The sequence below is a fragment of the Mycobacterium simiae genome, assembly GCF_008370645.1.
GTDB classification, from domain to species: domain Bacteria; phylum Actinomycetota; class Actinomycetes; order Mycobacteriales; family Mycobacteriaceae; genus Mycobacterium; species Mycobacterium simiae_A.
Genome location: NZ_VTZN01000043.1, coordinates 1 through 21,720, shown reverse-complemented (window position 1 = coordinate 21,720; position 21,720 = coordinate 1). Strand labels below are relative to the sequence as shown.

18 protein-coding genes and 1 pseudogene are annotated in these 21,720 nt (G+C 64.0%); 12 read left to right on the top strand and 7 right to left on the bottom strand.

The window, feature by feature from the left end:
* Positions 1-3: 3 nt before the first annotated feature.
* Positions 4-2,907: an MMPL/RND family transporter gene (locus F0Q45_RS09480; protein WP_149653708.1), complete on the bottom strand. Its 2,904-nt coding sequence runs from the start codon at positions 2,905-2,907 to the stop codon at positions 4-6.
* On the bottom strand, positions 2,904-3,347 hold the full coding sequence (locus F0Q45_RS09475; protein ID WP_262490931.1) for an MmpS family protein: 444 nt from the start codon (positions 3,345-3,347) through the stop codon (positions 2,904-2,906). The genes F0Q45_RS09480 and F0Q45_RS09475 overlap by 4 nt, the downstream gene beginning before the upstream one ends.
* Positions 3,348-3,985: 638 nt before the next feature.
* Here F0Q45_RS09475 and F0Q45_RS09470 point away from each other — a divergent pair.
* Entirely contained in the window at positions 3,986-4,276 is a 291-nt protein-coding gene (locus F0Q45_RS09470) for a PucR family transcriptional regulator (RefSeq protein WP_149653707.1), read from the top strand.
* Between the two features lie 46 nt (positions 4,277-4,322).
* On the opposite strand, the gene F0Q45_RS09465 is transcribed toward F0Q45_RS09470, so the two are convergent.
* Complete coding sequence (locus F0Q45_RS09465) at positions 4,323-5,660, bottom strand: cytochrome P450 (protein WP_149653706.1); 1,338 nt, start codon at positions 5,658-5,660, stop codon at positions 4,323-4,325.
* 651 nt (positions 5,661-6,311) lie between these two features.
* Here F0Q45_RS09465 and F0Q45_RS09460 point away from each other — a divergent pair.
* The 4 genes and pseudogenes from F0Q45_RS09460 to F0Q45_RS09445 form a co-directional block, all read left to right on the top strand.
* A complete protein-coding gene (locus F0Q45_RS09460) occupies positions 6,312-6,620 on the top strand; it encodes a hypothetical protein (protein WP_149653705.1) in 309 nt (102 codons plus the stop codon).
* 606 nt (positions 6,621-7,226) lie between these two features.
* Entirely contained in the window at positions 7,227-7,682 is a 456-nt protein-coding gene (locus F0Q45_RS09455; protein WP_149653704.1) for a DUF5078 domain-containing protein, read from the top strand.
* A 469-nt stretch (positions 7,683-8,151) separates the two neighbouring features.
* Complete coding sequence (locus F0Q45_RS09450) at positions 8,152-8,760, top strand: TetR/AcrR family transcriptional regulator (RefSeq protein WP_149653703.1); 609 nt, start codon at positions 8,152-8,154, stop codon at positions 8,758-8,760.
* A gap of 64 nt (positions 8,761-8,824) precedes the next feature.
* Positions 8,825-9,430, top strand: a pseudogene (locus F0Q45_RS09445) (carboxymuconolactone decarboxylase family protein); the annotation flags it as partial.
* A 68-nt stretch (positions 9,431-9,498) separates the two neighbouring features.
* Here the strand turns inward: F0Q45_RS09445 and F0Q45_RS09440 are convergent.
* A complete protein-coding gene (locus F0Q45_RS09440) occupies positions 9,499-10,386 on the bottom strand; it encodes a sigma-70 family RNA polymerase sigma factor (RefSeq protein WP_188112853.1) in 888 nt (295 codons plus the stop codon).
* Positions 10,387-10,428: 42 nt separating this feature from the next.
* On the opposite strand from F0Q45_RS09440, the gene F0Q45_RS09435 reads away from it, so the two are divergent.
* Complete coding sequence (locus F0Q45_RS09435) at positions 10,429-11,757, top strand: aspartate aminotransferase family protein (protein WP_149653700.1); 1,329 nt, start codon at positions 10,429-10,431, stop codon at positions 11,755-11,757.
* 27 nt (positions 11,758-11,784) lie between these two features.
* Here F0Q45_RS09435 and F0Q45_RS09430 read toward each other — a convergent pair whose 3' ends face one another.
* Positions 11,785-12,390, bottom strand: a complete 606-nt coding sequence (locus F0Q45_RS09430) for a TetR/AcrR family transcriptional regulator (RefSeq protein WP_149653699.1) — start codon at positions 12,388-12,390, stop codon at positions 11,785-11,787.
* 200 nt (positions 12,391-12,590) lie between these two features.
* On the opposite strand from F0Q45_RS09430, the gene F0Q45_RS09425 reads away from it, so the two are divergent.
* A complete protein-coding gene (locus F0Q45_RS09425) occupies positions 12,591-13,520 on the top strand; it encodes a metal-dependent hydrolase (RefSeq protein ID WP_149653698.1) in 930 nt (309 codons plus the stop codon).
* Between the two features lie 9 nt (positions 13,521-13,529).
* Positions 13,530-14,699 carry a hypothetical protein gene (locus tag F0Q45_RS09420; protein WP_149653697.1) on the top strand — a complete coding sequence of 390 codons (1,170 nt, stop codon included), beginning with the start codon at positions 13,530-13,532 and terminating at the stop codon, positions 14,697-14,699.
* A 42-nt stretch (positions 14,700-14,741) separates the two neighbouring features.
* Here F0Q45_RS09420 and F0Q45_RS09415 read toward each other — a convergent pair whose 3' ends face one another.
* Both F0Q45_RS09415 and F0Q45_RS09410 read right to left on the bottom strand, forming a co-directional pair.
* Entirely contained in the window at positions 14,742-16,997 is a 2,256-nt protein-coding gene (locus tag F0Q45_RS09415) for a VIT domain-containing protein (RefSeq protein WP_149653696.1), read from the bottom strand.
* Positions 16,994-17,557, bottom strand: coding sequence for a MerR family transcriptional regulator (locus F0Q45_RS09410; RefSeq protein ID WP_149653695.1), 564 nt, complete (start codon positions 17,555-17,557; stop codon positions 16,994-16,996). The genes F0Q45_RS09415 and F0Q45_RS09410 overlap by 4 nt, the downstream gene beginning before the upstream one ends.
* A 121-nt stretch (positions 17,558-17,678) precedes the next feature.
* On the opposite strand from F0Q45_RS09410, the gene F0Q45_RS09405 reads away from it, so the two are divergent.
* The 4 genes from F0Q45_RS09405 to nagA form a co-directional block, all read left to right on the top strand.
* On the top strand, positions 17,679-18,899 hold the full coding sequence (locus F0Q45_RS09405; RefSeq protein WP_149653694.1) for a D-alanyl-D-alanine carboxypeptidase family protein: 1,221 nt from the start codon (positions 17,679-17,681) through the stop codon (positions 18,897-18,899).
* 10 nt (positions 18,900-18,909) lie between these two features.
* On the top strand, positions 18,910-19,221 hold the full coding sequence (locus tag F0Q45_RS09400) for a hypothetical protein (RefSeq protein ID WP_149653693.1): 312 nt from the start codon (positions 18,910-18,912) through the stop codon (positions 19,219-19,221).
* Positions 19,155-20,576, top strand: coding sequence for a sugar porter family MFS transporter (locus F0Q45_RS09395; RefSeq protein WP_149653692.1), 1,422 nt, complete (start codon positions 19,155-19,157; stop codon positions 20,574-20,576). Before F0Q45_RS09400 ends, F0Q45_RS09395 begins: the two co-directional genes overlap by 67 nt.
* Before the next feature lie 20 nt (positions 20,577-20,596).
* Positions 20,597-21,720 (top strand): N-acetylglucosamine-6-phosphate deacetylase (gene nagA / locus F0Q45_RS09390; RefSeq protein ID WP_373424944.1); only part of this gene is annotated, 1,124 nt, incomplete at its 3' end.

Below are 21,720 nucleotides of genomic sequence, written 5' to 3'. Positions count from 1 at the left end.
CGTCTAGACCCCAGCCCCGGACAACTCGGGCTCGACAAGGGGATCCGGATCCGCTCGCGCCGGGGGCGGCGCACTGCGGCGGTTGCGGTCGGGCCGGGTGCGCACCTTCATCGGCCACCAGAACCAGCGACCCAGCAGCGCGGCGATGGCCGGTGTCATGAGCGACCGGACCACGAGCGTGTCGAACAACAGACCCAAGGCGATCGTGGTGCCCACCTGGCCGATGATGCGCAGATCGCTGACGCCCATGCTCGCCATCGTCGCGGCGAAGACCAGCCCGGCCGTCGTGCAGACCTTGCCGGTACCGCCCATCGCGCGGATGATGCCCGTCTTGAGCCCGGCGCCTATTTCGTCTTTCAACCGGGAGACAAGTAGCAGGTTGTAGTCGGATCCCACGGCCAACAACACGATGACCGACATGGCCAGCACCAGCCAGTGCAACTCGACACGCAGGATGTGTTGCCAGAACAGGACCGAGAGGCCGAAGGATGCGCCCAGAGACATCGCAACGGTGCCGACGATGACCAAGGCGGCAACCAACCCGCGCGTGATGAGCAACATGATGATGAAGATGAGGGCGAGCGCGGAAATCGCCGCGATCAGCAGGTCGTACTTGTCTCCGTCGGAGATGTCTTTGTAGGTAGCCGCCGTGCCGGCGACGTAGATCTTGGCGTCCTCCAGCGGGGTTCCCTTGAGCGCTTCCTCGGCTGCCGTCTTGATGGCGCCGATACTGGCCAGGCCGTCGGGTGAGGCGGGTTCACCCCGGTGCGAAACAATGAACCGGGCCGCCTTGCCGTCGTCGGACATGAAGATTTTCATGCCGCGTTTGAAGTCCGCGTTATTGAAGGTTTCCGGCGGCAAATAGAACGAGTCGTCGTTCCTGGCGGCGTCGAAGGCCTTGCCCATGGCGGTGGCGTTCTCGCTCATTTCGTCCATTTGGTCATAGATCCCGGCCATGGTGCTGTGCATGGTCAGCATCATGGTGCGCATGTTTTCCATGGTTTCGATCATCGGCGGCAGCTGCGCGGCCATTTCGGGCATGATCCGGTCCATGTTCTGCAGGTCGCCGACCATGGTGCCCAGTTGCTCGCTGAGCTGGTCTACGCCGTCCAGCGCGTCGAAGATCGACCGCAACGACCAGCAGATCGGAATGTCGAAACAGTGCTTCTCCCAATAGAAGTAGCTGCGAATCGGTCGCCAAAAATCTTCGAAATCGGCGATGTGGTCACGCAGCTCGTCGGTGATCTGCTTCATCTCGACGGTGTCACTAACCATTTTGTGGGTAATGCTCGTCATCTGAACCATCAGTTCATGCGTGCGCTTCATCAGGGCGATCGACTTGGCCATGTCGTCGGCCTGGGTCAGCATGTCGTTCATCCGGTCGCGCTGGTACTTCATGGTCTGCACCTGGCCGGCGTTTTGCATGCTCATCTGGAACGGGATCGACGAGTGCTCGATGGGCTTGCCGTTCGGCCTGGTGATCGCCTGGACACGGGAGATGCCCGGGACATGGAAGATCCCCTTGGCCAATTTGTCCAGCACCAGGAAGTCCGCCGAATTCCGCATGTCGTGATCGGACTCGATCATCAGAATGTCGGGCTTCATCCGAGCGGCCGAGAAATGCCGTTCGGCCGCAGCGTATCCCACGTTGGCCGGAATGGATTTCGGCATGAACCCACGGTCGTCGTAGCTGACCTTGTATCCGGGTAGGGCAAGCAGGCCGACCAGTGCGATGGCCAGGGCGGCGACCAGGATGGGCCCGGGCCAGCGGACCGTTGCGGTGCCGACGCGTCGCCACCCTTGGGTCTTGATCTTGCGCTTGGGATCAAAGAATCCGAAGTGGCTGCCAACCGTGAGCATTGCCGGGCCCAGGGTGAGCGCGACGGCGACCGCGACAATGATCCCGACGGCCGAGGGGGCGCCCATGGATTGGAAGTACGGCAGTCGGGTGAAGCTGAGACAGCCCATCGCCCCGGCCACGGTCAAACCGGAGCCCAGGATGACGTGCGCGACACCCTTGTACGTGGTGTAGTAGGCCGTCTGGCGATCTTGGCCAGCCTGACGAGCCTCCTGATACCTGCCGACGAAAAATATGCCGTAGTCCGTTCCGGCCGCGATCGCGATCGTGGTGAGCAGGTTGACCGAAAAGGTCGAAAGCTGGATCAATTGCAGATTGCCCAGGAAGGCGACAACCCCTTTGGCCGCAGTCAATTCTATGAACACCGTTGTCAGCAATAGGATTACCGTGACGATCGAGCGGTAGACCAATAGCAGCATGGTGACGATCACGGCCACGGTCAGCAACAGGATCCGGGTGAGCGATTTGTCGCCGGTGGTGCTCATGTCGGAGACCAGCGCAGAGGGGCCGGTCACGTAAACCTCTAGTCCGGGTGGTGGGGCCGGCGCCCGGGCCACGATATCCCGTACCGCTTGGATGGATTCGTTGCCCAGCGACTCGCCCTGGATGCCGGATAGGTTCAATTGCACGTACGTGGCTTTGCCGTCGGCGCTTTGGGCGCCTTCGGCGGTCAGGGGATCTCCCCAGAAGTCGCTGACGTGCTGGACATGCGTGGTGTCGGCCTTCAAGGTCCGCACCAAGCCGTCGTAATAGCGATGAGCGGCGTCGCCCAGCGGCTGGTCACTCTCCAATACGATCATCGCGACGTTGTCGGAGTCGGATTCCTTGAATACCTTGCCGATTCGCTTCGCGGCTAGCAGCGACGGCGCCTCAGATGGGCTCGGTGCCACGGAATGGTCTTGACCAACCTTCTCCAGCGGCGGAACAGCTATGGTCAGAACCAGCACGAGTCCCAGCCAGGCCAGGATGATGGGCACCGAAAGCTTCCGGATCACCCGCGCGATGACGGGCTGGCGGGTGTTTTCGTCGCTGATCTGATAGTTGCTCAAGCGGATTTCACCACACAGAAGGTGTAGGCGTTAACCTCGTTGGAGATTCGTTCGGCCTTCACAACGCCATCCACGGTGATCCGGCACCCGATCTGGTCGCTATTGCCCTGGGCGACCAGGTTTCCCATGACGGCCGGCAAGGTCGTGGAGATGTCGAGCGTCCACGGCAGGTGCGCCGCGTCCACCCGCCTGGGATCGGAGTTGACGTCGAAGTAGCTTATGTCGGCTACTGTTCCGACCGGACCGAAGACCTCATAGACGATCTTCTTGGGGTTGAACGGCTTGGTGTCGTCGGTCTTGCCATCGGAGTACTGCTCCCGTTTTTGGGAGCCAAAGAAACCGTGGATGCGTGCCACACTGAATCCGGCCACGACAACGACCGCCAGAACCACCAGTGGTATCCAGAGCCGCATCAGGAACCCACAGAGAGTCGAAATCATGTTCACTCCCTCGGGAAATCCAACGCGGACAGGAACACGGCGCCGCGCACGTACTGGGATAGAGGCGCTGTCTCCAGCATCAACTTCCCCTTGCGTTGACGGCGTGCCGTTCATTAGGGCTTTGTTGGAATCCCTAGGGTCCGGCGGGTGCGGCGCGCGAAACAGCGCATAGCTCTCATACGGATCGGAGCCATGAGTGGGATCTATCAGCTGACGCAGCATGGGTTTACCCGCCGCTGCCAGTGGGATTGCCGGTCTCACGGGTGATCACAAGGATCTGCTCCACGCGACTTCTCCTGGATTGCCGCAGGATATGAATGGATTCATCGAGATGTCTACCAGCACCGATGCACACGACGGCACGTCCAGAATGCCCACAGTCCGGCTGACGCGAAGGTCAACCTGCACAGGGTCCCTATCCCCAACCGCACCGGCCGGCCTGTTCCACCGCGGGGCCGGCCTGCCGATTCTCGTCCGCGAGGTAGCGAAGCCGTCCCGAAACCACACTATGGCACTGAATTCTCGCGGTCAGGTGGTCGCCCGCGACGGACTGGCTGGCAATGCCATCAAGACATCGTCTAATTTGGTGGGACGCACGCTGGCCACCGGTGTGCCCGCGGCACGACGGTCCGGCCCGCATGAGACCCGGGTGCATCTCGTTGGCTGCGCTTGCCGAAATCGCGACAGCGACAACAGCAGACAACAGCGGACAACTGATTCGCGAGTTCGTCGATCCGCTCCGGTCAAGTCCCAATCCGCTAGGGACACTGTCTGATTCCCGGGCGCACAGCGGCAACGTCAACGCGACAACGGCGCGCCCCAATGTCCACCGCAACATCATGCTAGCCAAAGTGGACCGGATCTCCCGCACGATCGGTACCGATGCGCGAGAACCCGAGAACCAGTTCACCGGGTGGCTTGCCATATGACTCAGTCTGCTGGCAAGATCCCGTAAGCGCAGACTTAGCAACAGTTTTAATAATCGGGCAGTGCAACGCTGTGGTTAGTGCGTGCGGCGGCCCGCATATGCAATCCCTTCGGGTGGTTCACAGTAGCTATCGTCCGCCGTACCGACGAGCCGGGAAGAGTGCGCAACTGCCAGCGGGAGACGATCGTAGCAAGCGCCAGGGTACTTTCGATCTTTCCGAACAACTCGCCGATGCATTTGCGTGAGCCGCCCCCGAAAGCAATCATGGTGCCGTCTCTGGCGGAGCGTTTGCGGTCTGGCGCCCAGCGGTCGGGGTCGAATCGTGCGGGATCCTCATAGACATCGGGTCGATGGTGGATGATCCAGGGGCTCACGACGACAGCGGTTCCGGCGGGCAGCCAGTGCCCGCCGAGTTCGGTGTCGGTCGTGACGCATCGGGTAAATATCCATGCGATCGGCTGGATGCGCAGGGTTTCCATGATGACGCGCTCGGTCAGCTCGAGTTGGGGTAGGTGATCGAAACTTGCCGGTGCCCCTGCGAGGGTCGCATCCACTTCTTCGTGCAAGCGTTCTTCGATCCGCGGGTGCTCGGTCAGCAGATGCAAAGCCCACGCCAGAGTGCTCGCGCCCGTATCGTATGCGGCCACGAGGTAGGTGATGATTTCATTGCCGATATCAACGGGACTCTTTGCGGGATCGAGCAGCGTCGGGAGAAAGCCGGTTCTGTCCTCGGAGCGACAAGAAGTGGCCATGCCGCAAGCGATCCGGTGAATCTCTGCCAGGGCCGTGCGATAGCGGCGGTTAGCCGGGGTGGGGAGCTTCCGCCAGGCTGGTGGCATCATCGTTTGGCCATACACGCCCTCGTTGACAATGGAGGTGGCTTCAATGAACCGGTCGATGTCGGGTGGGGATATGGCGTTGCCGAATAACGCGTCTACTGCGATCGCCGCAGAGAGGCCTCTCATTTCCGGCCATACGTCCAGAACCTGGTTGTCCTGCCAGGAAGCGGTGACTGCGTCGATGCGATCGGTCATGGTACGCGCGTACTCCGGCATCTTGTTGCGGTGAAACGACGGTTGGGCTTGCCGCCTGAGAGGGCGATGCAGGTCGTGCGAGGCGGATACGACAGTGGTGCCCAGGATCTCCTTGCTGCGTTCGTAGAGCGGTCCTACCTTGTCGAAGGTCTTGTCGTCGACCATGACTCGATGGGTCAGCTCGGGTGTGCACACGACCACCGCCTCGGAGGGGCCGAGGCGAACTCTGACCAGGTCTCCATGGTCCGGCAATCCGCTCAGAAAGCGCCATGGGTCGCGCATCGCCGAGAGAGCGTGGCCGAACAGCGGCAGCGCACCTGGGGCTAAGGGGATCGATTGAAGTTCCTTCATTTTCCAGACCTTTGCTATCAGGTTTATCTCAGCACGCCGTAGCTATCCGGAGTCGATGCTGTCGTGAGAAACGCCCGAGCGTGATATTGCTCGATCAGCTTCATGAATTTTCCAAAGCCGCCGGAGCCATGAACATCCCAATGGGTTTCCTCACATCAATCGCTGGCTTGCAGATCTTGGTAAGTTCCGCCGCGCCGGAGTGAGGCTAGTCAACACACGGGTCGGTGAGCTATGGGCACAGTATCTATAGAAAACTTCAGCCACCCGGCAACGTGCACGGGCATAGCTCAACGGAGCCGCGGCCGCTGGCCTGATCGCCCGCGCTGCTCGTTAGGTGAGCGCGGTCCGGCTGTCGCAGCCGGAACGGGCTTTCGCAGCCGGGACGCACTGCTGGGCAAAGATTTTCCGGTTTTTCACCACGGCTGGGCAGCTCAGCGCTGTTCTGGGCACGGCTTGGACCCACGCGGCCACTGCACCGGAATGGCCCATTGTGCATCGTGACCCGAATGCATATCCAACTCTGAATACCATGACCATTCCGCCGTCCCTATAACACCGGTAGACATCAGCGCAAGAGCGACCATCCAGCCAGCTGAAGCCGAATATCAGTTCGCCAGATGATCCGGTCTTCTCACAGCGAGGTGGGAAGTGTTGAACATCACGACATTCAGGGAAGTGTCGAGCGCCGCCGTCGATCTAGTTCATCCCTACGACGCGGATCCGGCACGCAGATTCAAGCAACCCTGGGCATCGCCACTCGGGATCGGACTGCATACCGCGGCCTCGGTCCACCACGGCGCCGCCATCCAGATCCGGGCCCGGCGCCCCGAAACCCGCGCCGCCGCCTACGCAGCCAACCCGGACCGCCTATGCCGCAAACCCGCCCCACCCAAGCTGCCCAACGCAGCCTGGATCAACGAACCACCGAAGGAAAACACCGACACAGAGCAAGCAGCCTGACACGTCTCAATCAATTCAGGTTTCGCACCTACTCGGTCATTTCGAACGAGAGCAACCAAAACATCTTGGCGTCCCTCACCTTCAAACCAGCATGGGCCCACTGTGCACACTGCCGGGACTTTCAGAAGATCGCTGACGAATATGTCCATAGCCGGCTGGACACCTCGTAGCTAACATGACGGCCAGGGCCGGGAGCTGAAGTCAAACACCCTAGCGGCCAACAGATCTGGATTTTTACAGCGGAATGTCAAAGGACTAGTGAAATGAAGCCGATCACCACGGTTGTTACGCCGTTACCACCGAGCAATTTCCGCAAGATGCAAGACACGGTGAGCGTAGCGATGCCGCGCGCTGCGGTTCCTACCACTCACCAGGGTTGGCGACGATCGACGCGCGCCTTGCGGTCAGCCACGCCTGCGCTCGTAGGATGACCGATCCCTGTTATGCCCATCCTTGGTGGTCGACGAACACGTTGGAGCCGCACACAACGTGGCCAAAGCCGCCACCGCGGCCGAGCGACTCGGGTAGTTCCCGCGACCGCCCGTGAGATGGCTGGCAACCATGGCAGCAGCAGCGCCCGACAAGGCCCGAATGTAGGAGACCAGCATGTTTAGCCCCAGCTCTCACCTGCGCACCGGCGCTGTGCACGCTGCCTTGCTTCTGGCTATGGGCGTGACGGCTGCGTGCTCGTCCAAGACCGCCGCAGCCGATTCCACGGAAGACTTTCCGATACCCCGCAGGATGATCGCCACCACCTGCGACGCCGAACAGATACTAGCGGCGACCAGAGACACCAGCCCGACCTATTACCAGCGGTACATGATCGACTACAACAACCACCCTAACGTCCAGCAGGCCGTCCAAGACAAGGCCCATTGGTTTTTCTCGCTGTCATCCGCCGACCGCCGGGACTACTCCGAACACTTCTACAACGGCGATCCGCTGTGGTTCGCATGGCCCAACCATATGAAGATCTTCTTCAACAACAAAGGCGTTGTCGCCAAGTCAACCGAGGTCTGCAACAACTACCCCGCCGGCGACATGTCGGTATGGAACTGGTGAATCGGTCCCGCATTTTAGGCATCGCTACCCGGAACGAGGCCGTACCGAACCGCGGCGCTTAGTCGCACAGCCAGCGCCGCAGCCAGGAAGCAGCCCAGCATCGCATGTGATCTGCTGTCGGTGCACGTCCACGCCACCTGCCCTGGGCAAAGGGACCTCTCGAGTTCCCGAAAACGATTACACCCATATCAACGAGAGTCTGAGCCGAGGGGGTCGCCGCACATGTCATCTTTCGGCTGGGCGGTGTTGGAGCCTTTTCGCATGCACACCGTCAAGATCAGTGTCGTCGCCGCCCGGGAAAGTCCAACCATGCCCGTCTCGGGGCTTACAGTGCTGCACAGCCGCCAGAGTCGACCTCCACGCTGGTGGATACCTGTGGCCGCAGCTGTGTCGGCAATCGTGTCGTCGCGCTGATCGCAGCAGGACGCGTTCTGGGCCTCAACCTGGCCAGTGGCCCTACCCTGGTCACGTGGCACGCCCGAGAATCATCGAGGAGTCCGTCCTTTTGGACCAGTTGCTGTATGCGTTCGCCGACCTCGGCTATCACGGCACTAGCCTGCGCGAGTTGTGTCGGCATCTCGGCCTCAGTCACAACTTGATCCACCGGCGCTACGTGTCGAAGGAAGCCGCCTGGGAGGCGGCGGTCGACCATGGTTTTCAACAGTTGGCAGCCGCGCTGGCGCTGCCCAGCGAGCTGGTCAACGCGGAGCCCCTCGAGCAACTGCGGGCCACCATGCTCAACTATGCCGAGGCCACCATGCAGAACCCCGCCCTGGCCAGAATCATCCAGCAGGAGGCCGCGCGTCCCGGTCCGCGGTTCGACTACATGTTTTCCCGCTATATCGGACCCACCCGCAAACGCTCGGCGATGGCGCTCAGGATTCTCCAGGACTTGGGCCTCGTCCGCGAAGGGGCGGTGGAAACGGTGTACTTCTTCCTCACGACCTGGGGAATCGGCGGTCTTGCCAGTGCCCCGGAAGAAATCCGCAACGCCCTCAAGCAGGGCCCGTCCAAAGCGGCGCTGGCCAGGCTCGCCGTCGATGTCGTCATCGACGGTTTGCGGAAACAGCAACCCTAATCGCTGGTCTCGTGACTCCATCGGTTGCAGAAAATTTCGGCCGGAGTCGTCACAGTTTCGCGGCGCGCCTCGTCTGAGGGGTATGACCCAGAAAACCCGCATCGAACCCCTGCCTCCCCAGCGCGCCGGTTTGCTGGTCCGCGCCATGTATCGGATCGCCAAGCGGCGTTTCGGCCAGGTCCCCGAGCCGTTCGCGGTGGCTGCGCATCATCGGCGACTGCTGGCCGCCAACGCCGTGCACGAGACCATGGCCCAATGGGCGTCGCGATCGCTGCCCGTCAGCGTGCGCGAGCTCGCGGTGTTGTGGACCGCGCGCCAAGTCGGCTGCTCGTGGTGCGTCGACTTCGGCTCGATGCTGCAGCGCTTGGACGGTCTCGACGTCGACAGACTCAAGCAGATACACAACTACGCGATATCCCCAGCGTTTACCGAGGACGAGCGCGCCGCAATCACCTACGCCAAGGCCATCACGACCGATCCGCACACTGTCACCGACGAGCAGGTCGCCGATCTGCGGGCGCGTTTCGGCGATGCGGGGGTGATCGAGCTGACCTATCAGATCGGGTTGGAGAACATGCGGGCACGGATGAATACGGCGTTGGGCATCACCGAGCAGGGCTTTAGCTCGGGCGATGCGTGCCGCGTTCCCTGGGCGGCGTCGAGGCTGTAGCTGCCGTCAAGAAATACAAGTAACCGTCACGCTCAACTACAGGGTCGAAGGCCAGGCCCGCACCGCGACTAAGGCCGCAACGGAGAGCCGGCGAACTTGTCTGGGTTGGCGATATCGAAGATGGCACAGACCTTTCCGTCGCGCACCGTCATCGCCGTGACCCGCGGGAACAATTGCCGATGCCCGTCGACACCAGGGAAGCCTTCGGTGTAGGCGCCTAGTTCACCGTTGACCAAAGCCAGCTGGCTTGCCGTGACAAAAGCCGGGCCGTAGCGACGGGCCAAGCCGAACAGGAACCGGGCCACCTTGTCCGCGCCGTGAATGACGTTGAGTGCCGTGGACACCTTGCCGTCGGCGTCGCCGGTCAAGGTGACGTCGGGATGTAGCAGCGCCACCACGGCTTCCAGGTCGCCAGCGGCCATGGCGGCCATCAGCTTGCCGACCACCTCGTTGTGGGTGGGATCGGGTTGGGGCGGCGGGTCAGCGGCGAGGACTTTGCGCGCTCGCGAAGCCAGCTGCCGGGCGGCGGCCTCGCTGGTGCCCAGCGCGTCGGCAATGTCGGCGAACGGCAGCGCGAACCCGTCGTGCAGCACGAAGGCGACCCGCTGGTCGGGGCTCAGCCGCTCCAACACCACCATTGCCGCGAATCGAGCATCCTCGCGTGCCACGACGGCGGACAGCGGGTCGCCGCCGTCGAGCCCAGTGACGATGGGCTCCGGCAGCCAGTTGCCGGTGTAGGTCTCGCGGCGGCGCGCCGCCGACCGCAACTTGTCCAAACCGAGACGGCTCACCACCGTGGTCAACCAGGCACGTACGTCATCAATCAGGTGCTCCTGGGCGTCCCAGCGCAGCCACGCTTCCTGAACGATGTCCTCGGCGTCGGCCACGCTCCCGGTCAGGCGATAGGCGACCGACATGAGATGCGGTCGCAGTGCCTCGAATTGGGTGACCTGCATCGCGGTCATAGCTTCGAGCTTAACCGCTAGGCTCGCGAGCAAATGACGAGCAACCTCTGGCTGCATTTCGCCCGGCACGGCCCGGGGATCACACCGCCCATCATCACGAGCGGCGAGGGCGTCACCATCTTCGACGGCCACGGCAAAAGCTACCTAGACGCGCTGTCCGGGCTGTTCGTGGTGCAGGTCGGTCACGGCCGAACCGAGCTCGCCGCGGCCGCCGCCCGGCAAGCCGGAACCCTGGGGTACTTCCCGCTGTGGGGTTATGCCACTCCGAGCGCGATCGAGCTGGCCGAGCGGCTCGCTCACTACGCGCCCGGCGACCTGAACCGGGTGTTCTTCACCAGCGGCGGCACCGAGGCCGTCGAAACGGCGTGGAAAGTGGCCAAGCAGTACTTCAAGCTCACCGGAAAACCGGGCAAGCACAAGGTCATTTCGCGCTCGATCGCCTACCACGGCACTACCCAGGGCGCGCTGGCGATCACCGGCCTGCCGGCGTACAAGGCACCGTTCGAGCCGGTGACCCCGGGTGGGTTCCGGGTGCCCAACACCAACTTCTACCGCGCGCCCGAGCCCTTCGACACCGATGTCACCGCGTTCGGGCAGTGGGCCGCCGACCGGATCGCCGAGGCGATCGAGTTCGAGGGACCCGACACCGTCGCCGCGGTATTTCTGGAGCCGGTTCAGAACGCCGGCGGCTCCATCCCTGCGCCCCCGGGTTATTTCCAGCGAGTCCGCGAGATCTGCGACGAGTACGACGTGCTACTAGTTTCCGACGAGGTGATCTGCGCGTTCGGCCGGATCGGGTCGATGTTCGCCTGCGCCGACTTTGATTACCTGCCGGACCTGATCACCTGCGCCAAAGGCTTGACCTCGGGCTACTCGCCGCTGGGCGCGATGATTGCCAGCGACCGGGTGTTTGAGCCGTTTAACGACGGCACCACGATGTTCCCGCATGGGTACACCTTCGGCGGTCACCCCGTTTCGGCGGCCGTCGCGTTGGCAAACCTGGACATCTTCGAACGCGAGGGCCTCAACGACCGCGTCAAGCGACACTCGCCGTCACTGCGCGCCACCCTGGAGCAGCTTTACGACCTGCCTATCGTCGGCGACGTGCGCGGGGAAGGATTCTTTTTCAGCATCGAACTGGTCAAGGACCAGGTGACTAAGCAAACATTCACCGGCGCAGAACGCCAAGCACTGCTAGGCCAGGTATCTTGGGCGCTGTTCGACGCGGGGCTGTATTGCCGCACCGACGACCGCGGCGAGCCGGTGATCCAGCTGGCACCGCCGCTGATCAGCGGCCAGGCCGAATTCGACACCATCGAAGCCATCTTGCGCAGCGTGCTCAGCAAAGTCAGCATCTCGTGACCACTGCGCCCCCTTCGCGTCGACGCCTCAGTGTTGCTGTGCCGCAATAGCGCCCCCCAGCCAACGTTTGACAAAACACCGCAACTCAGCTGGCGTGCGAGCAGGGTCATTGGGTGCGACGATGAACGACAACATCAGACGTAGGGTGAGTTCCACGAGTTCCGCCAGGGCCGAGTCATCGTAGCCATGTTCTGACCAGTCGACGTCGAACCGGTTTATCATTCTCATTCCGAAAACTTGCGCTTCTTCCGACGCGATGCCGCCCAGGTGCGAACCTACGTACGGCTCCGAGAGCAGGATCGCGAGCTGAGGTGTGCGCATGACCTCGTCCAACGTGTACATCACGCCCTGCGTCATGGCCTCCGCCGGATCGTGGATGCCTGCGACGTTCACGGTGAGCCGGTCGAGAAAACCGTCCACCGCCGCAATCCCCGCCGCGTGCATGAGCGCATCGGCGGTAGGAAAGTACCGATACACCGTTTGTCTGATGACGCCTAGCGATGCCGCCACGTCAGCAACGCTGACCTGCGATCCGGTGTCAGCAATGAGCCGCACTGCCGCGGCGACAATGCGCTGAGAGGCTTCCTCATCGGTGACGGGTGGATGCCCGTTCCATCCGCGCCTACCCACCACGGTTCAGGATTTCGGCCCACGACATTGCCGCAGCATATAGCCCTGCGGCAGGCTCCGGCGGTGGCCGCGGTTCTGACCGGCGCGCTTTCAGCGTTGACAGCGGTCGGTGGCGCTGCAATCATACATCTGACCGATATTTTGTATGATTAGTGCTGAACCCTGTTTCGGGACAGCGCAATAGCAGTCCGAACGAGGTGCGTGTGACTGATCTTCAGATACGGAAAATGCGTTTCGCCTTCGCGGACTATGACGTTCCGTTCCTATGGAATGAAACCAATCCCGCGTTCTCCAGCATGGCCAACGCAGTGTCATTTCTGGCAATCGCCTTCGAGAAGATGATTGGCCGCATGATCGCCGAGGCGATGCCGTTGATCACCGATCCTGTTGTCGCCGCGGAGGCCGCCGCCTTCGTCCGGCAAGAAGGCCAACATTCGATGGCCCACCGCCAACACGCGAAAGGACTGATCAAAAGCTATCCAGCACTGAAGGAAACCCTGAACCAGGTGATCGCGTCGTTCGACGATCTGACCGTCAACGAGCCGTTGAAGTATCGGCTCGCCTATACCGCCGATCTCGAAGCGACGTTTACTCCGGTATTCAAGCTGATGCTCGATCACGACGACACCTTGTTCGCGCCAGGCGATGATCGCGTGGCCTCCCTGTTCCTGTGGCACTTCGTCGAAGAGGTTGAGCACCGCAGTTCCGCATTGATCATCTACGACGCCGTTGTTGGGGACCCTTGGTACCGCCTGCGGGTGGCGCCGGCGATCTTCAAACACGTTTGGTCGGCGCTGCGGACGGCCGCAGCAGGTTTCAACAAGCACGTCCCGTTGGCAGACCGAAGGGTCGACGCCCTGTCGATGTTCGGCACGTATCGAAGGAAACAATCGCTGCTGCAACGACTTCCATTTGTCGGAGGCGCCAGCAGCGGACCGTTCGGGTCGGCGTTCGGTCATCTGCCCGTATGCGAGCAGTTGACCGCGCTGTTAGGCATCGTGCGCAGCCAACTGCCGAACCACAATCCCGCGCTCGAGAACGTGCCGATGCTCGCCGACGAATGGTTCGCCCGCTACGAAAACGGATACGACGTCACGAACTGGTACACCGCGGCGATCAATCAGCAAGCGTAAGGTAAGCCGATGTCGCAGATGTGCTCACCCACGTTCGCTGGACTTGCTGCCCGGCTGGGGTTTTCGTGCGACACGGCCGGCGGGGTAGTCGGGCTGCGCAGCCCGTTGGGCCTGGAAAACTGGACACTGCCGGTGCTGGAACTTACGGTGCTCGCCGGTGCGGTGCTTACCTTGGGTTACGCGATAATTCGCTTACGTCGCCACCACGACGCGACAAACCTGGTGCTCTGGTGTGGCGCGGTCGCCTATCTTCTCATCATCGAACCGCCGCTGTATTTTCCCGCTGCGTTTGGCATCAGCGGCTACGTCGATACGATGTTCGCCCACAACGTCTTTACCGTTGATTTCTTGTGGGGCCGGTTACCGCTCTACATCATTGCCATCTATCCGATGATGGCGACGGTAGCCTTTGAAATCGTTCGCATTCTGGGAGTCTTCCGACGGTACGGTCTCGCAGTCGGGTCCATCTGCGTCGGATTCGTGCACCAGGCATTCTACGAGATTTTCGACCACCTCGGCCCGCAGCTGCGGTGGTGGGAATGGACCGTGGATCATCCCCTCAACCAACCCATGTTCGATTCGGTGCCGCTGCCTAGCGTCGTGGTGTTCGCCACCCTGTGGCCCCTCTCCCTGGCATTCTTCACCCAACTCTTCGTCGGCCGGCTCGCGGCGCACGGAACGACCTTCGCTGGCATGCAGGTGCTGTGGCGCACTATCGCCGTCGGAATTCTGGCTTCAATCGGCACCGTGGTGTTGCCGCTTCCAGCAACCATCATGGGCGCGTTAACGAGTAGTACTACTGTGGTTGGTGTCGCCTACACCGCCGAATTGGCCATCGTCATCGTTGTCGCGGTGCCGGCGCTCATCTTTGGGTGGCTTGCGATTCGCCGCGGCGATGCCCAGGCGGCACAGCGTTACTCAAATCCGTTGATCCTTGGCTACGCAGCAAGCTATCTCGCCGTGATGACAATGCTATGGGCGACAGCGCTACCCGCATACTTCGAAGCCGAAAAGGGTGTGACGCCGAACGGAGATCCCGTCGGCAACCTCTGGTATGCGCTGCACTGCCTGGTGATTGCCAGCGTCTGTGTCGCAGCTGCATCTACGGCCCGGCCTGCCGCGTCCTCCAACGCCGCACCCAGTTTGTCGCCACGCCTTCACCGGGTCCCACAAACCTAGGGTCGCAGGCGACCGGCTCAGCGACGCGAGCTGCCGCGTGACCTACTTCCAGAACCGCATTGTGCGCACGCGTCGGGCGCCGCGGGCAGCGCCGGTCTTCTCGACTGCTGCCACGGCCTCCATGACCTGCTGCGTCCCCTGCTGGGTCGGGTTGCACAGATACCTGGTGAGCACGTCGCATAACACCGTCAGCGCCGCCTGCACGGTGGGATCGGTCGCCGAGTCGCGATAAACGATCAGCTCTGCACAGATCTCGTCGAGTCCTTTGTCGTCGCCTCGCATACCTTTCTGCACCAGCGTGAGCAGATCCTTGAGCGACCGGGTGGGCGTAGGCTGCGCGCCGAGGACAGCCACCGCGCGTGGTGCTGCGGCACGTGCGCGCACGGCAGACGCTGCCGCCGCCGGCATGAATCCCGCGGGCGCTGCCCATCCGGACGGCAGCTCGACGGATTGCACGACTTCGGTGAGCGGGCCAGCTTCGGTGTGCTCGGGATCGATGGCGACAAAGGCGGTGAACCGCGACAGCACCCCGAACCGGAGGGAATGCGCCACCAGACGCGCGGCCAGCTCTTCTGAGTCGCGCCCGGACACATAGTCGTCCTCCAGATCACGGACCACCGAACGCGCCCATATCGTTTGCACCGCAACAGCATTCGGCACCAGACGCGCGGGCAGAAGTGCCGTGAACGGGCTGTCGGGGGTGTCCGCCTCGACACGCACGGCGGCAGCATCGGCGGCGCCGCGGTAGCGCCCGGAAATTACGCACGGCACGCCGGCGAAGGCGTCGGGCACCCGGTTGGGCGTGATGCTGCCGTCGGCGATTTGCACGCCGTCCGCGCTGACCCGAAGACCGGTCAGCGCCGGGCGTCCGATGGTCCGGGCCAACCTGGCCATCGCCTGGTCCAGGCGGTCCTCCGACTCCACCAACTCGGCCCGCCCGCCGCCGAGCCGAGCCAGCCGGTCCAGGAAGCCGGCATTGACGGCACGGTCGACGCCCACGCAGTACACGCGAGTCCGCCCGATCAACGGAGCCAACGACCGCAAAAGCTGGTCTTCCCCGGTGATCTGGCCGTCGGTGACCAGGACCACGCTGGCCTGCCGGTCTTCGGCCGATTCGGCGAGGAGCTGCACGGCTTTGCGCAGCGGCTGGGCCATCTCGGTCCCGCCGCGGCTGCGCAACGCGCCCAGCCAGGACGCCGCGGCGAATCGGTTGCGGTCCGAGCCCTCGAGCAGCCCGGGCGGCAAGTCCGAGGGCGTATCGATCCGGTCGTCGAACCCCAGCACGCAAAACCGGTCCGCGGTGTCGAGCATGTCCACGATGCGGCCCGCCGCACGCCGGGCGGCGACCATCTTCCAGCCACCCATCGACCCGGAGCGATCCAGCACCACAACGACATCGCGCGCGGCGCTGGACGGCTCGGCGGGTGGCACCACGGTCACCGACCAGGTCCCTTCGTTACCCTGACCATCTGGGACCAGCAGCGCCGACGATGACAGTTCGCTGCAGTCGATACGGAAGCGCAGCAGAAGATCGCGGTCGGCTCGCGCGCCCGGCTCCACCCGCAGCCGGATCAGCCCGGCCTCGGCGGGCTCCAGCACTGCGGTCGGCAGCGATGACCGCACATCGGAAAGCGGCAGACCGGCGGCGTCGAGAGTCACCGAAATCTGCAATTCGGGCCGCTCGTCGTCGTCCTGTAGCCGCGGCGGGGTCACTCGGGACGCGTCGGGCACCGCATCGGTGTCATGAGCCAGCCCGGAGCCGGTTTGGTCGCCGGGCAGCGGGGTTCCGGTGGTGTAGCGCGGGGCGACCACAAGCGGGAACCGGAAGGTGGCCTCACCGTCTTCGAACGAAAGCGGGCCGGTCAGTCGCATGTCGATGGTGGCTTCCTCGCCGGGCCCGAGGTTGCCTACCCGCACCGAGAACACATCGGAGCGGTCCTCTTCGACGATTGCGGCGCGCTGCCCGGCGGCCAGTGCCTGTTCGTAGTCCGCGCGGGCCTGGCCACGTTCCTTCAGCACACCAACCACGCGTCGCCCGGCCAGCGCGGCCGCGAAATCGGTCACCCCCGCGCGGGCGGGCAGCGGGAACACGTAGGTGGCTTCGATGGTCGTGTCGCCGGTATTGGCGAAACGCTGACGCACGGTAGACGTTGCGGTCATCCCGACAATGACGGTTTCGACGTCTAGCGCCTGCAGTGGCAGCCGTCGTCCATCGGCCGAGCTCAGCTCGCCGCATGTCGGCCTGTCCGCGGCCGGTGCGGGTTCGGCGTCGAGCAGGGGTAGTAACTGGGCACTCATGGAGAGTCCTTTCCTGGGGCGGCGAGCAGGTCTAGCAGTGGGGCGGCAGCCTGACGAAGAGCGTCGAGCTCTGGAAGCGTGCCGTCGATCAGCAACGTGACAGTGTCGGAAAGCCGGACGGCCCGCAGTTGGGTGACGGTCGGCGGGTCGGTTGGATCAGCCGCCGGCATGGCACGCCAGAAGGCGCCGGCCGCCCGGGAAGTTTCCAGAACAGGCTCAGGGTCACCGAGACCGGCCGGCATCACGCCGGCCGGGATTGCGGCCAGCGACTCCAGCTCGGCCAGCGACAGGGACTGCAGCCGTTTGGAGATTTCCTCCAGGGACAGACCTTGGCCCTGTAGCCGTTTGACGGCGACCAGGCGCAGCAGGTGAGTCCGTCCATACGTCAGGGCACGTCCCCGACTTCCGGGGCGCGGCAGCAAGCCGCGCGCGGTGTAGTACCGGATCATCCGCTCCGCTGGTATCGCCTTGGCCTGGCGGTTTTCCGGCGCCGCCCCAGCCGCCTGGACGGCATCAGCGGCCAGCGCGGCGAATTCGGGCAAGGTGAGAAGTGACGGCATCGTTATCTGACAGTGTCTACCCCTTATCTGACACTGTCAAATGCTATTTTGCAACTTCCGTCCCACCAGTCACAGCGCGGCGACCTGCGCTCCGCCGGCCGATCACCTAATCTGCACAGCGATGTACTTCTTACGTGCCGTGTCGTGCCTGGCCGCAGCGGCTTTCCTGGCAGCCGGTCCCGCCATGTCGATCGCCAGGGCCGAGCCCAATGCGGAGGCCAATGCCGCCGCAACGTGCCCCTACAAGGTGTCCACCCCGCCCGCGGTGGACTCCTCGGAGGTCCCCCGAGCCGGTGAGCCGCCGCTACCGCTGGCGGTGCCTCCGACACCGGTGGGCGGTAACGCGCTGGGCGGCTGCGGCGTCATCACCGCGCCGGACACCCCGCCGGTGCCGGGCGACGTCTCCGCCGAGGCATGGCTGGTGGCCGATCTGGACAGCGGCGCCGTCATCGCCGCTCGCGACCCGCACGGCCGGCACCGCCCGGCCAGCATCATCAAGGTGCTGGTTGCGATGGCCGCCATCAACGAGTTGAGCCTCAACAAGGCGGTCGCCGGAACCGCGGACGACGCCGCCGCCGAGGGCACCAAGGTCGGGGTAGACGCCGACGGCACCTACACCGTCAACCAGTTGCTGCACGGTCTGCTGATGCACTCCGGCAACGACGCCGCACACGCGCTGGCCATGCAACTCGGTGGCATGCAGCGTGCGCTGGAAAAGATCAACGTGCTGGCCGCCAAGCTGGGCGGGCGCGACACTCGGGTGGCAACCCCGTCCGGACTCGACGGGCCCGGCATGAGCACCTCGGCCTACGACATCGGCTTGTTCTATCGGTACGCCTGGCGCAACCCCACCTTCGCCGACATCGTCGCCACCCGCAGCTACGATTTCCCCGGTCACAGCGACCACCCTGGCTATGCGTTGGAAAACGACAACCAGCTGCTCTACCACTACCCGGGGGCGCTCGGCGGCAAGACCGGTTACACCGACGACGCCGGCCAGACCTTCGTGGGCGCGGCCAACCGCAATGGCCGGCGGCTGATGGCGGTGTTGCTGCACGGCACCCGGCAGCCGATCGCGCCGTGGGAACAAGCCGCGCACCTGTTGGATTACGGATTCGACACCGCCCAGGGCACTCAGATCGGCTCGCTCATCGAGCCCGATCCGGCGCTGTTGCCCAAGGACAAACCGAGCGACCGACAGCGCGACGACGCCCAGGCCGCCGGGCTGATGTCGTCCGCTGACACCTTGCCGGTTCGGGTCGGGGTGGCGGTGATCGGCGCCATCGTTGTGTTCGGATTGATGATGGTCGCAAAGTCGATGAACGGCCGGGCGCAACACTAGACTCTGCGGGATGACAGCCCGGTACGACGGCGGCGGACTCACCCTGGACGACGCAGGAATCACCATCCCCTTTGCTACGTCCAAGAAGGTCGCCTACCGCGACATCAAGGGCATCAAGACCGAGCAGATGGGCTGGGCTTCCGGCAAAGGCCGTTTTGGGGGGGCATCCGACCCGCGCTACTGGTTCCCGCTGGACATTCACCGCGGCAGCAAGACGACCCTGCTAATCCTCGATGTGGGCCGCCGCGTCAGACCATGCATGACCCCCGAGGATCCGGACCGCGTCGTCGAGTTGCTCAAGTCCCGAGTACCGGCCAGCTGACCCGGTCCGTGCAGCGGGGCATCCTGGTCGGGCTCACCGCGGCCAGCGTCGGCGTCATCTATGGCTACGACCTGTCCGCCATCGCCGGCGCGCTGCTGTTCGTCACCGAGGAGTTCGGCCTCACCACCCGCCAGCAAGAGCTGTTGACGACGACCGTGGTGATCGGACAGATCGCCGGCGCGCTCGGAGCCGGTGTGCTGGCCAACGCGATCGGGCGCAAAAAGTCGACGGTATTGCTCACCGTCGGCTACGCGCTGTTCGCGGTGCTCGGCGCGTCGGCCGTCTCATTGCCGATGCTGGTTGCCGCCCGCCTGCTGCTAGGCGTGACGATTGGCGTCGCGGTGGTGGTGATCCCGGTGTACGTGGCCGAATCGGCGCCGACAGCGGTGCGTGGGTCGTTGCTGACCGCCTATCAGGTGACGATCCTCAGCGGCATCATCCTGGGCTATTTGGCAGGCTATGTGCTGGCCGGTCCGCACGGCTGGCGCTGGATGCTGGGGCTTGCCGCCGTACCCGCCACGCTGCTGCTGCCGCTGTTAGCGCGCCTGCCCGACACCGCGCGGTGGTACCTGCTCAAAGGTCGGGTCGACGACGCGCGCCAGGCGCTGCTGCAGGTAGAACCGGAAGCCGACATCGATGCTCAACTGGGCGAGATCGCCGATGCTCTCACCGAAGGTGGCGGCAAGGTGTCCGAGATGGTGCGGCGGCCATATCTGCGGGCCACCCTGTTCGTGGTCACGCTCGGCTTTCTCGTTCAGATCACCGGCATCAACGCCATCATCTACTACAGCCCCCGCATCTTTTCCGCCATGGGCTTTCAGGGCAATTTCGCGCTACTCGGGCTGCCGGCGCTGGTGCAGCTCGCCGGCTTGTTCGCGGTGTTTGTCTCGCTGCTCTCCGTCGACCGGTGGGGCCGGCGCCCAATTCTGTTGTCCGGCATTGCCCTCATGATCGCCGCCGACGCCATGCTCATCGTCATCTTCGCCAACAGCACCAGCAGCGGGCTGATGCTCGGATTCGGCGGCGTGCTGCTGTTCATCATCGGCTTCAATTTCGGGTTCGGCTCACTGGTCTGGGTATACGCCGGCGAAAGCTTCCCTTCGCGCCTGCGCTCGATGGGTTCCAGCGTGATGCTCACCTCGACCCTGACCGGTAACGCGATCATTGCCGGGTTTTTCCTGACCATGCTGCATTGGCTCGGCGGCGCCGGAGTTTTTGCGGTTTTCGGCGCACTCACCGTGGTCGCCTTCGTTGTGGTGTACCGCTTCGCCCCGGAAACCAAAGGCCACCAGCTCGAAGACATCCGCTACTTCTGGGAGAACGGCGGGCGCTGGCCGGAAAGCACACCGCCGTGAGTCTCATCTGTGCCGGCACCATGGTCATCGGTGGCCAGGTCCGCCGGCCGGGGTGGGTGCGAACGGCCGGTCGCAGGATTTCCGCGTGCGGGTCGGGCGCGCCATCGTCGGCCGATGTCGATTTCCCCGACTCCACGGTGGTGCCCGGTTTCGTCGACATGCATGTGCACGGCGGCGGCGGCGCGTCCTTCACCGACGGGGAGATCGGGCGGGTTGCGGCATTTCACCAACGTCATGGCACCACGACCACGCTGGCCAGTCTGGTCACCGCGGCGCCGGCAGAGCTGCTTGCCGCAGTGGCCGATCTCGCAGCAGCGACCCATGTGGGCACCGTGGCCGGAATCCATCTTGAGGGCCCATGGCTGAGCCCGACCCGGTGCGGCGCCCATGACCCTGCGCGCATGCGCCCGCCGGATCCAGCCGAGATCGACGCCGTACTGGCCGCCGCCGACGACACCATCCGGATGGTCACCCTGGCCCCCGAGCTACCTGGCAGCGACGACGCGATTCGCCACTTCCGGAACGCGGGCGTCGTGGTGGCCGTGGGACATTCGGATGCGACGTACGAGCAGACCCGTCAGGCAATCGCGCGGGGCGCGACGGTGGGCACTCATCTGTTCAACGCGATGCCGCCGCTGGGCCACCGCGAGCCCGGGCCGGCGCTGGCATTGCTGGCGGACCCGCGGGTGACTGTCGAACTCATCGCCGACGGCGTCCACGTCCACCCGGCGATGGTGCAGGCGGTGATCGCCGCTGTTGGCCCGAGCCGGGTGGCGTTGATCACCGACGCGATGGGTGCCGCCGGGTGCGGCGACGGAGACTACCGGCTGGGCCCAGTGCCGATCGAGGTGGAGGCCGGGGTGGCGCGGGTGCGCGGCGCGTCGACGCTCGCCGGCAGCACGGCCACCATGGATCAGCTGTTTCGGGCCGTTGCCGGGCTCGGCTCGGACGCCGACAGTGCACTCGCCGCCGCAGTTCAGATGACGTCCGCAACACCCGCCCGCGCTCTCGGGTTGGCGCGGGTGGGCGACCTGCGCGCCGGTCTCGACGCCAATCTCGTTGTGCTGGATCGGGATTTGCAGGTGACCGCCGTCATGGTGCACGGCGACTGGCGGGTGCGAGTCGGCAGCGACGGCACTAGCGT

Coding starts and splice junctions, on each gene's coding strand:
- F0Q45_RS09475 (WP_262490931.1), bottom strand. CDS start 3,347: ATGATTTCGACTCTCTGTGGGTTCCTGATGCGGCTCTGGATACCACTG.
- F0Q45_RS09470 (WP_149653707.1), top strand. CDS start 3,986: ATGAGACCCGGGTGCATCTCGTTGGCTGCGCTTGCCGAAATCGCGACA.
- F0Q45_RS09465 (WP_149653706.1), bottom strand. CDS start 5,660: ATGAAGGAACTTCAATCGATCCCCTTAGCCCCAGGTGCGCTGCCGCTG.
- F0Q45_RS09455 (WP_149653704.1), top strand. CDS start 7,227: ATGTTTAGCCCCAGCTCTCACCTGCGCACCGGCGCTGTGCACGCTGCC.
- F0Q45_RS09440 (WP_188112853.1), bottom strand. CDS start 10,386: ATGCAGGTCACCCAATTCGAGGCACTGCGACCGCATCTCATGTCGGTC.
- F0Q45_RS09435 (WP_149653700.1), top strand. CDS start 10,429: ATGACGAGCAACCTCTGGCTGCATTTCGCCCGGCACGGCCCGGGGATC.
- F0Q45_RS09420 (WP_149653697.1), top strand. CDS start 13,530: ATGTCGCAGATGTGCTCACCCACGTTCGCTGGACTTGCTGCCCGGCTG.
- F0Q45_RS09415 (WP_149653696.1), bottom strand. CDS start 16,997: ATGAGTGCCCAGTTACTACCCCTGCTCGACGCCGAACCCGCACCGGCC.
- F0Q45_RS09410 (WP_149653695.1), bottom strand. CDS start 17,557: ATGCCGTCACTTCTCACCTTGCCCGAATTCGCCGCGCTGGCCGCTGAT.
- F0Q45_RS09405 (WP_149653694.1), top strand. CDS start 17,679: ATGTACTTCTTACGTGCCGTGTCGTGCCTGGCCGCAGCGGCTTTCCTG.
- F0Q45_RS09400 (WP_149653693.1), top strand. CDS start 18,910: ATGACAGCCCGGTACGACGGCGGCGGACTCACCCTGGACGACGCAGGA.
- F0Q45_RS09395 (WP_149653692.1), top strand. CDS start 19,155: ATGCATGACCCCCGAGGATCCGGACCGCGTCGTCGAGTTGCTCAAGTC.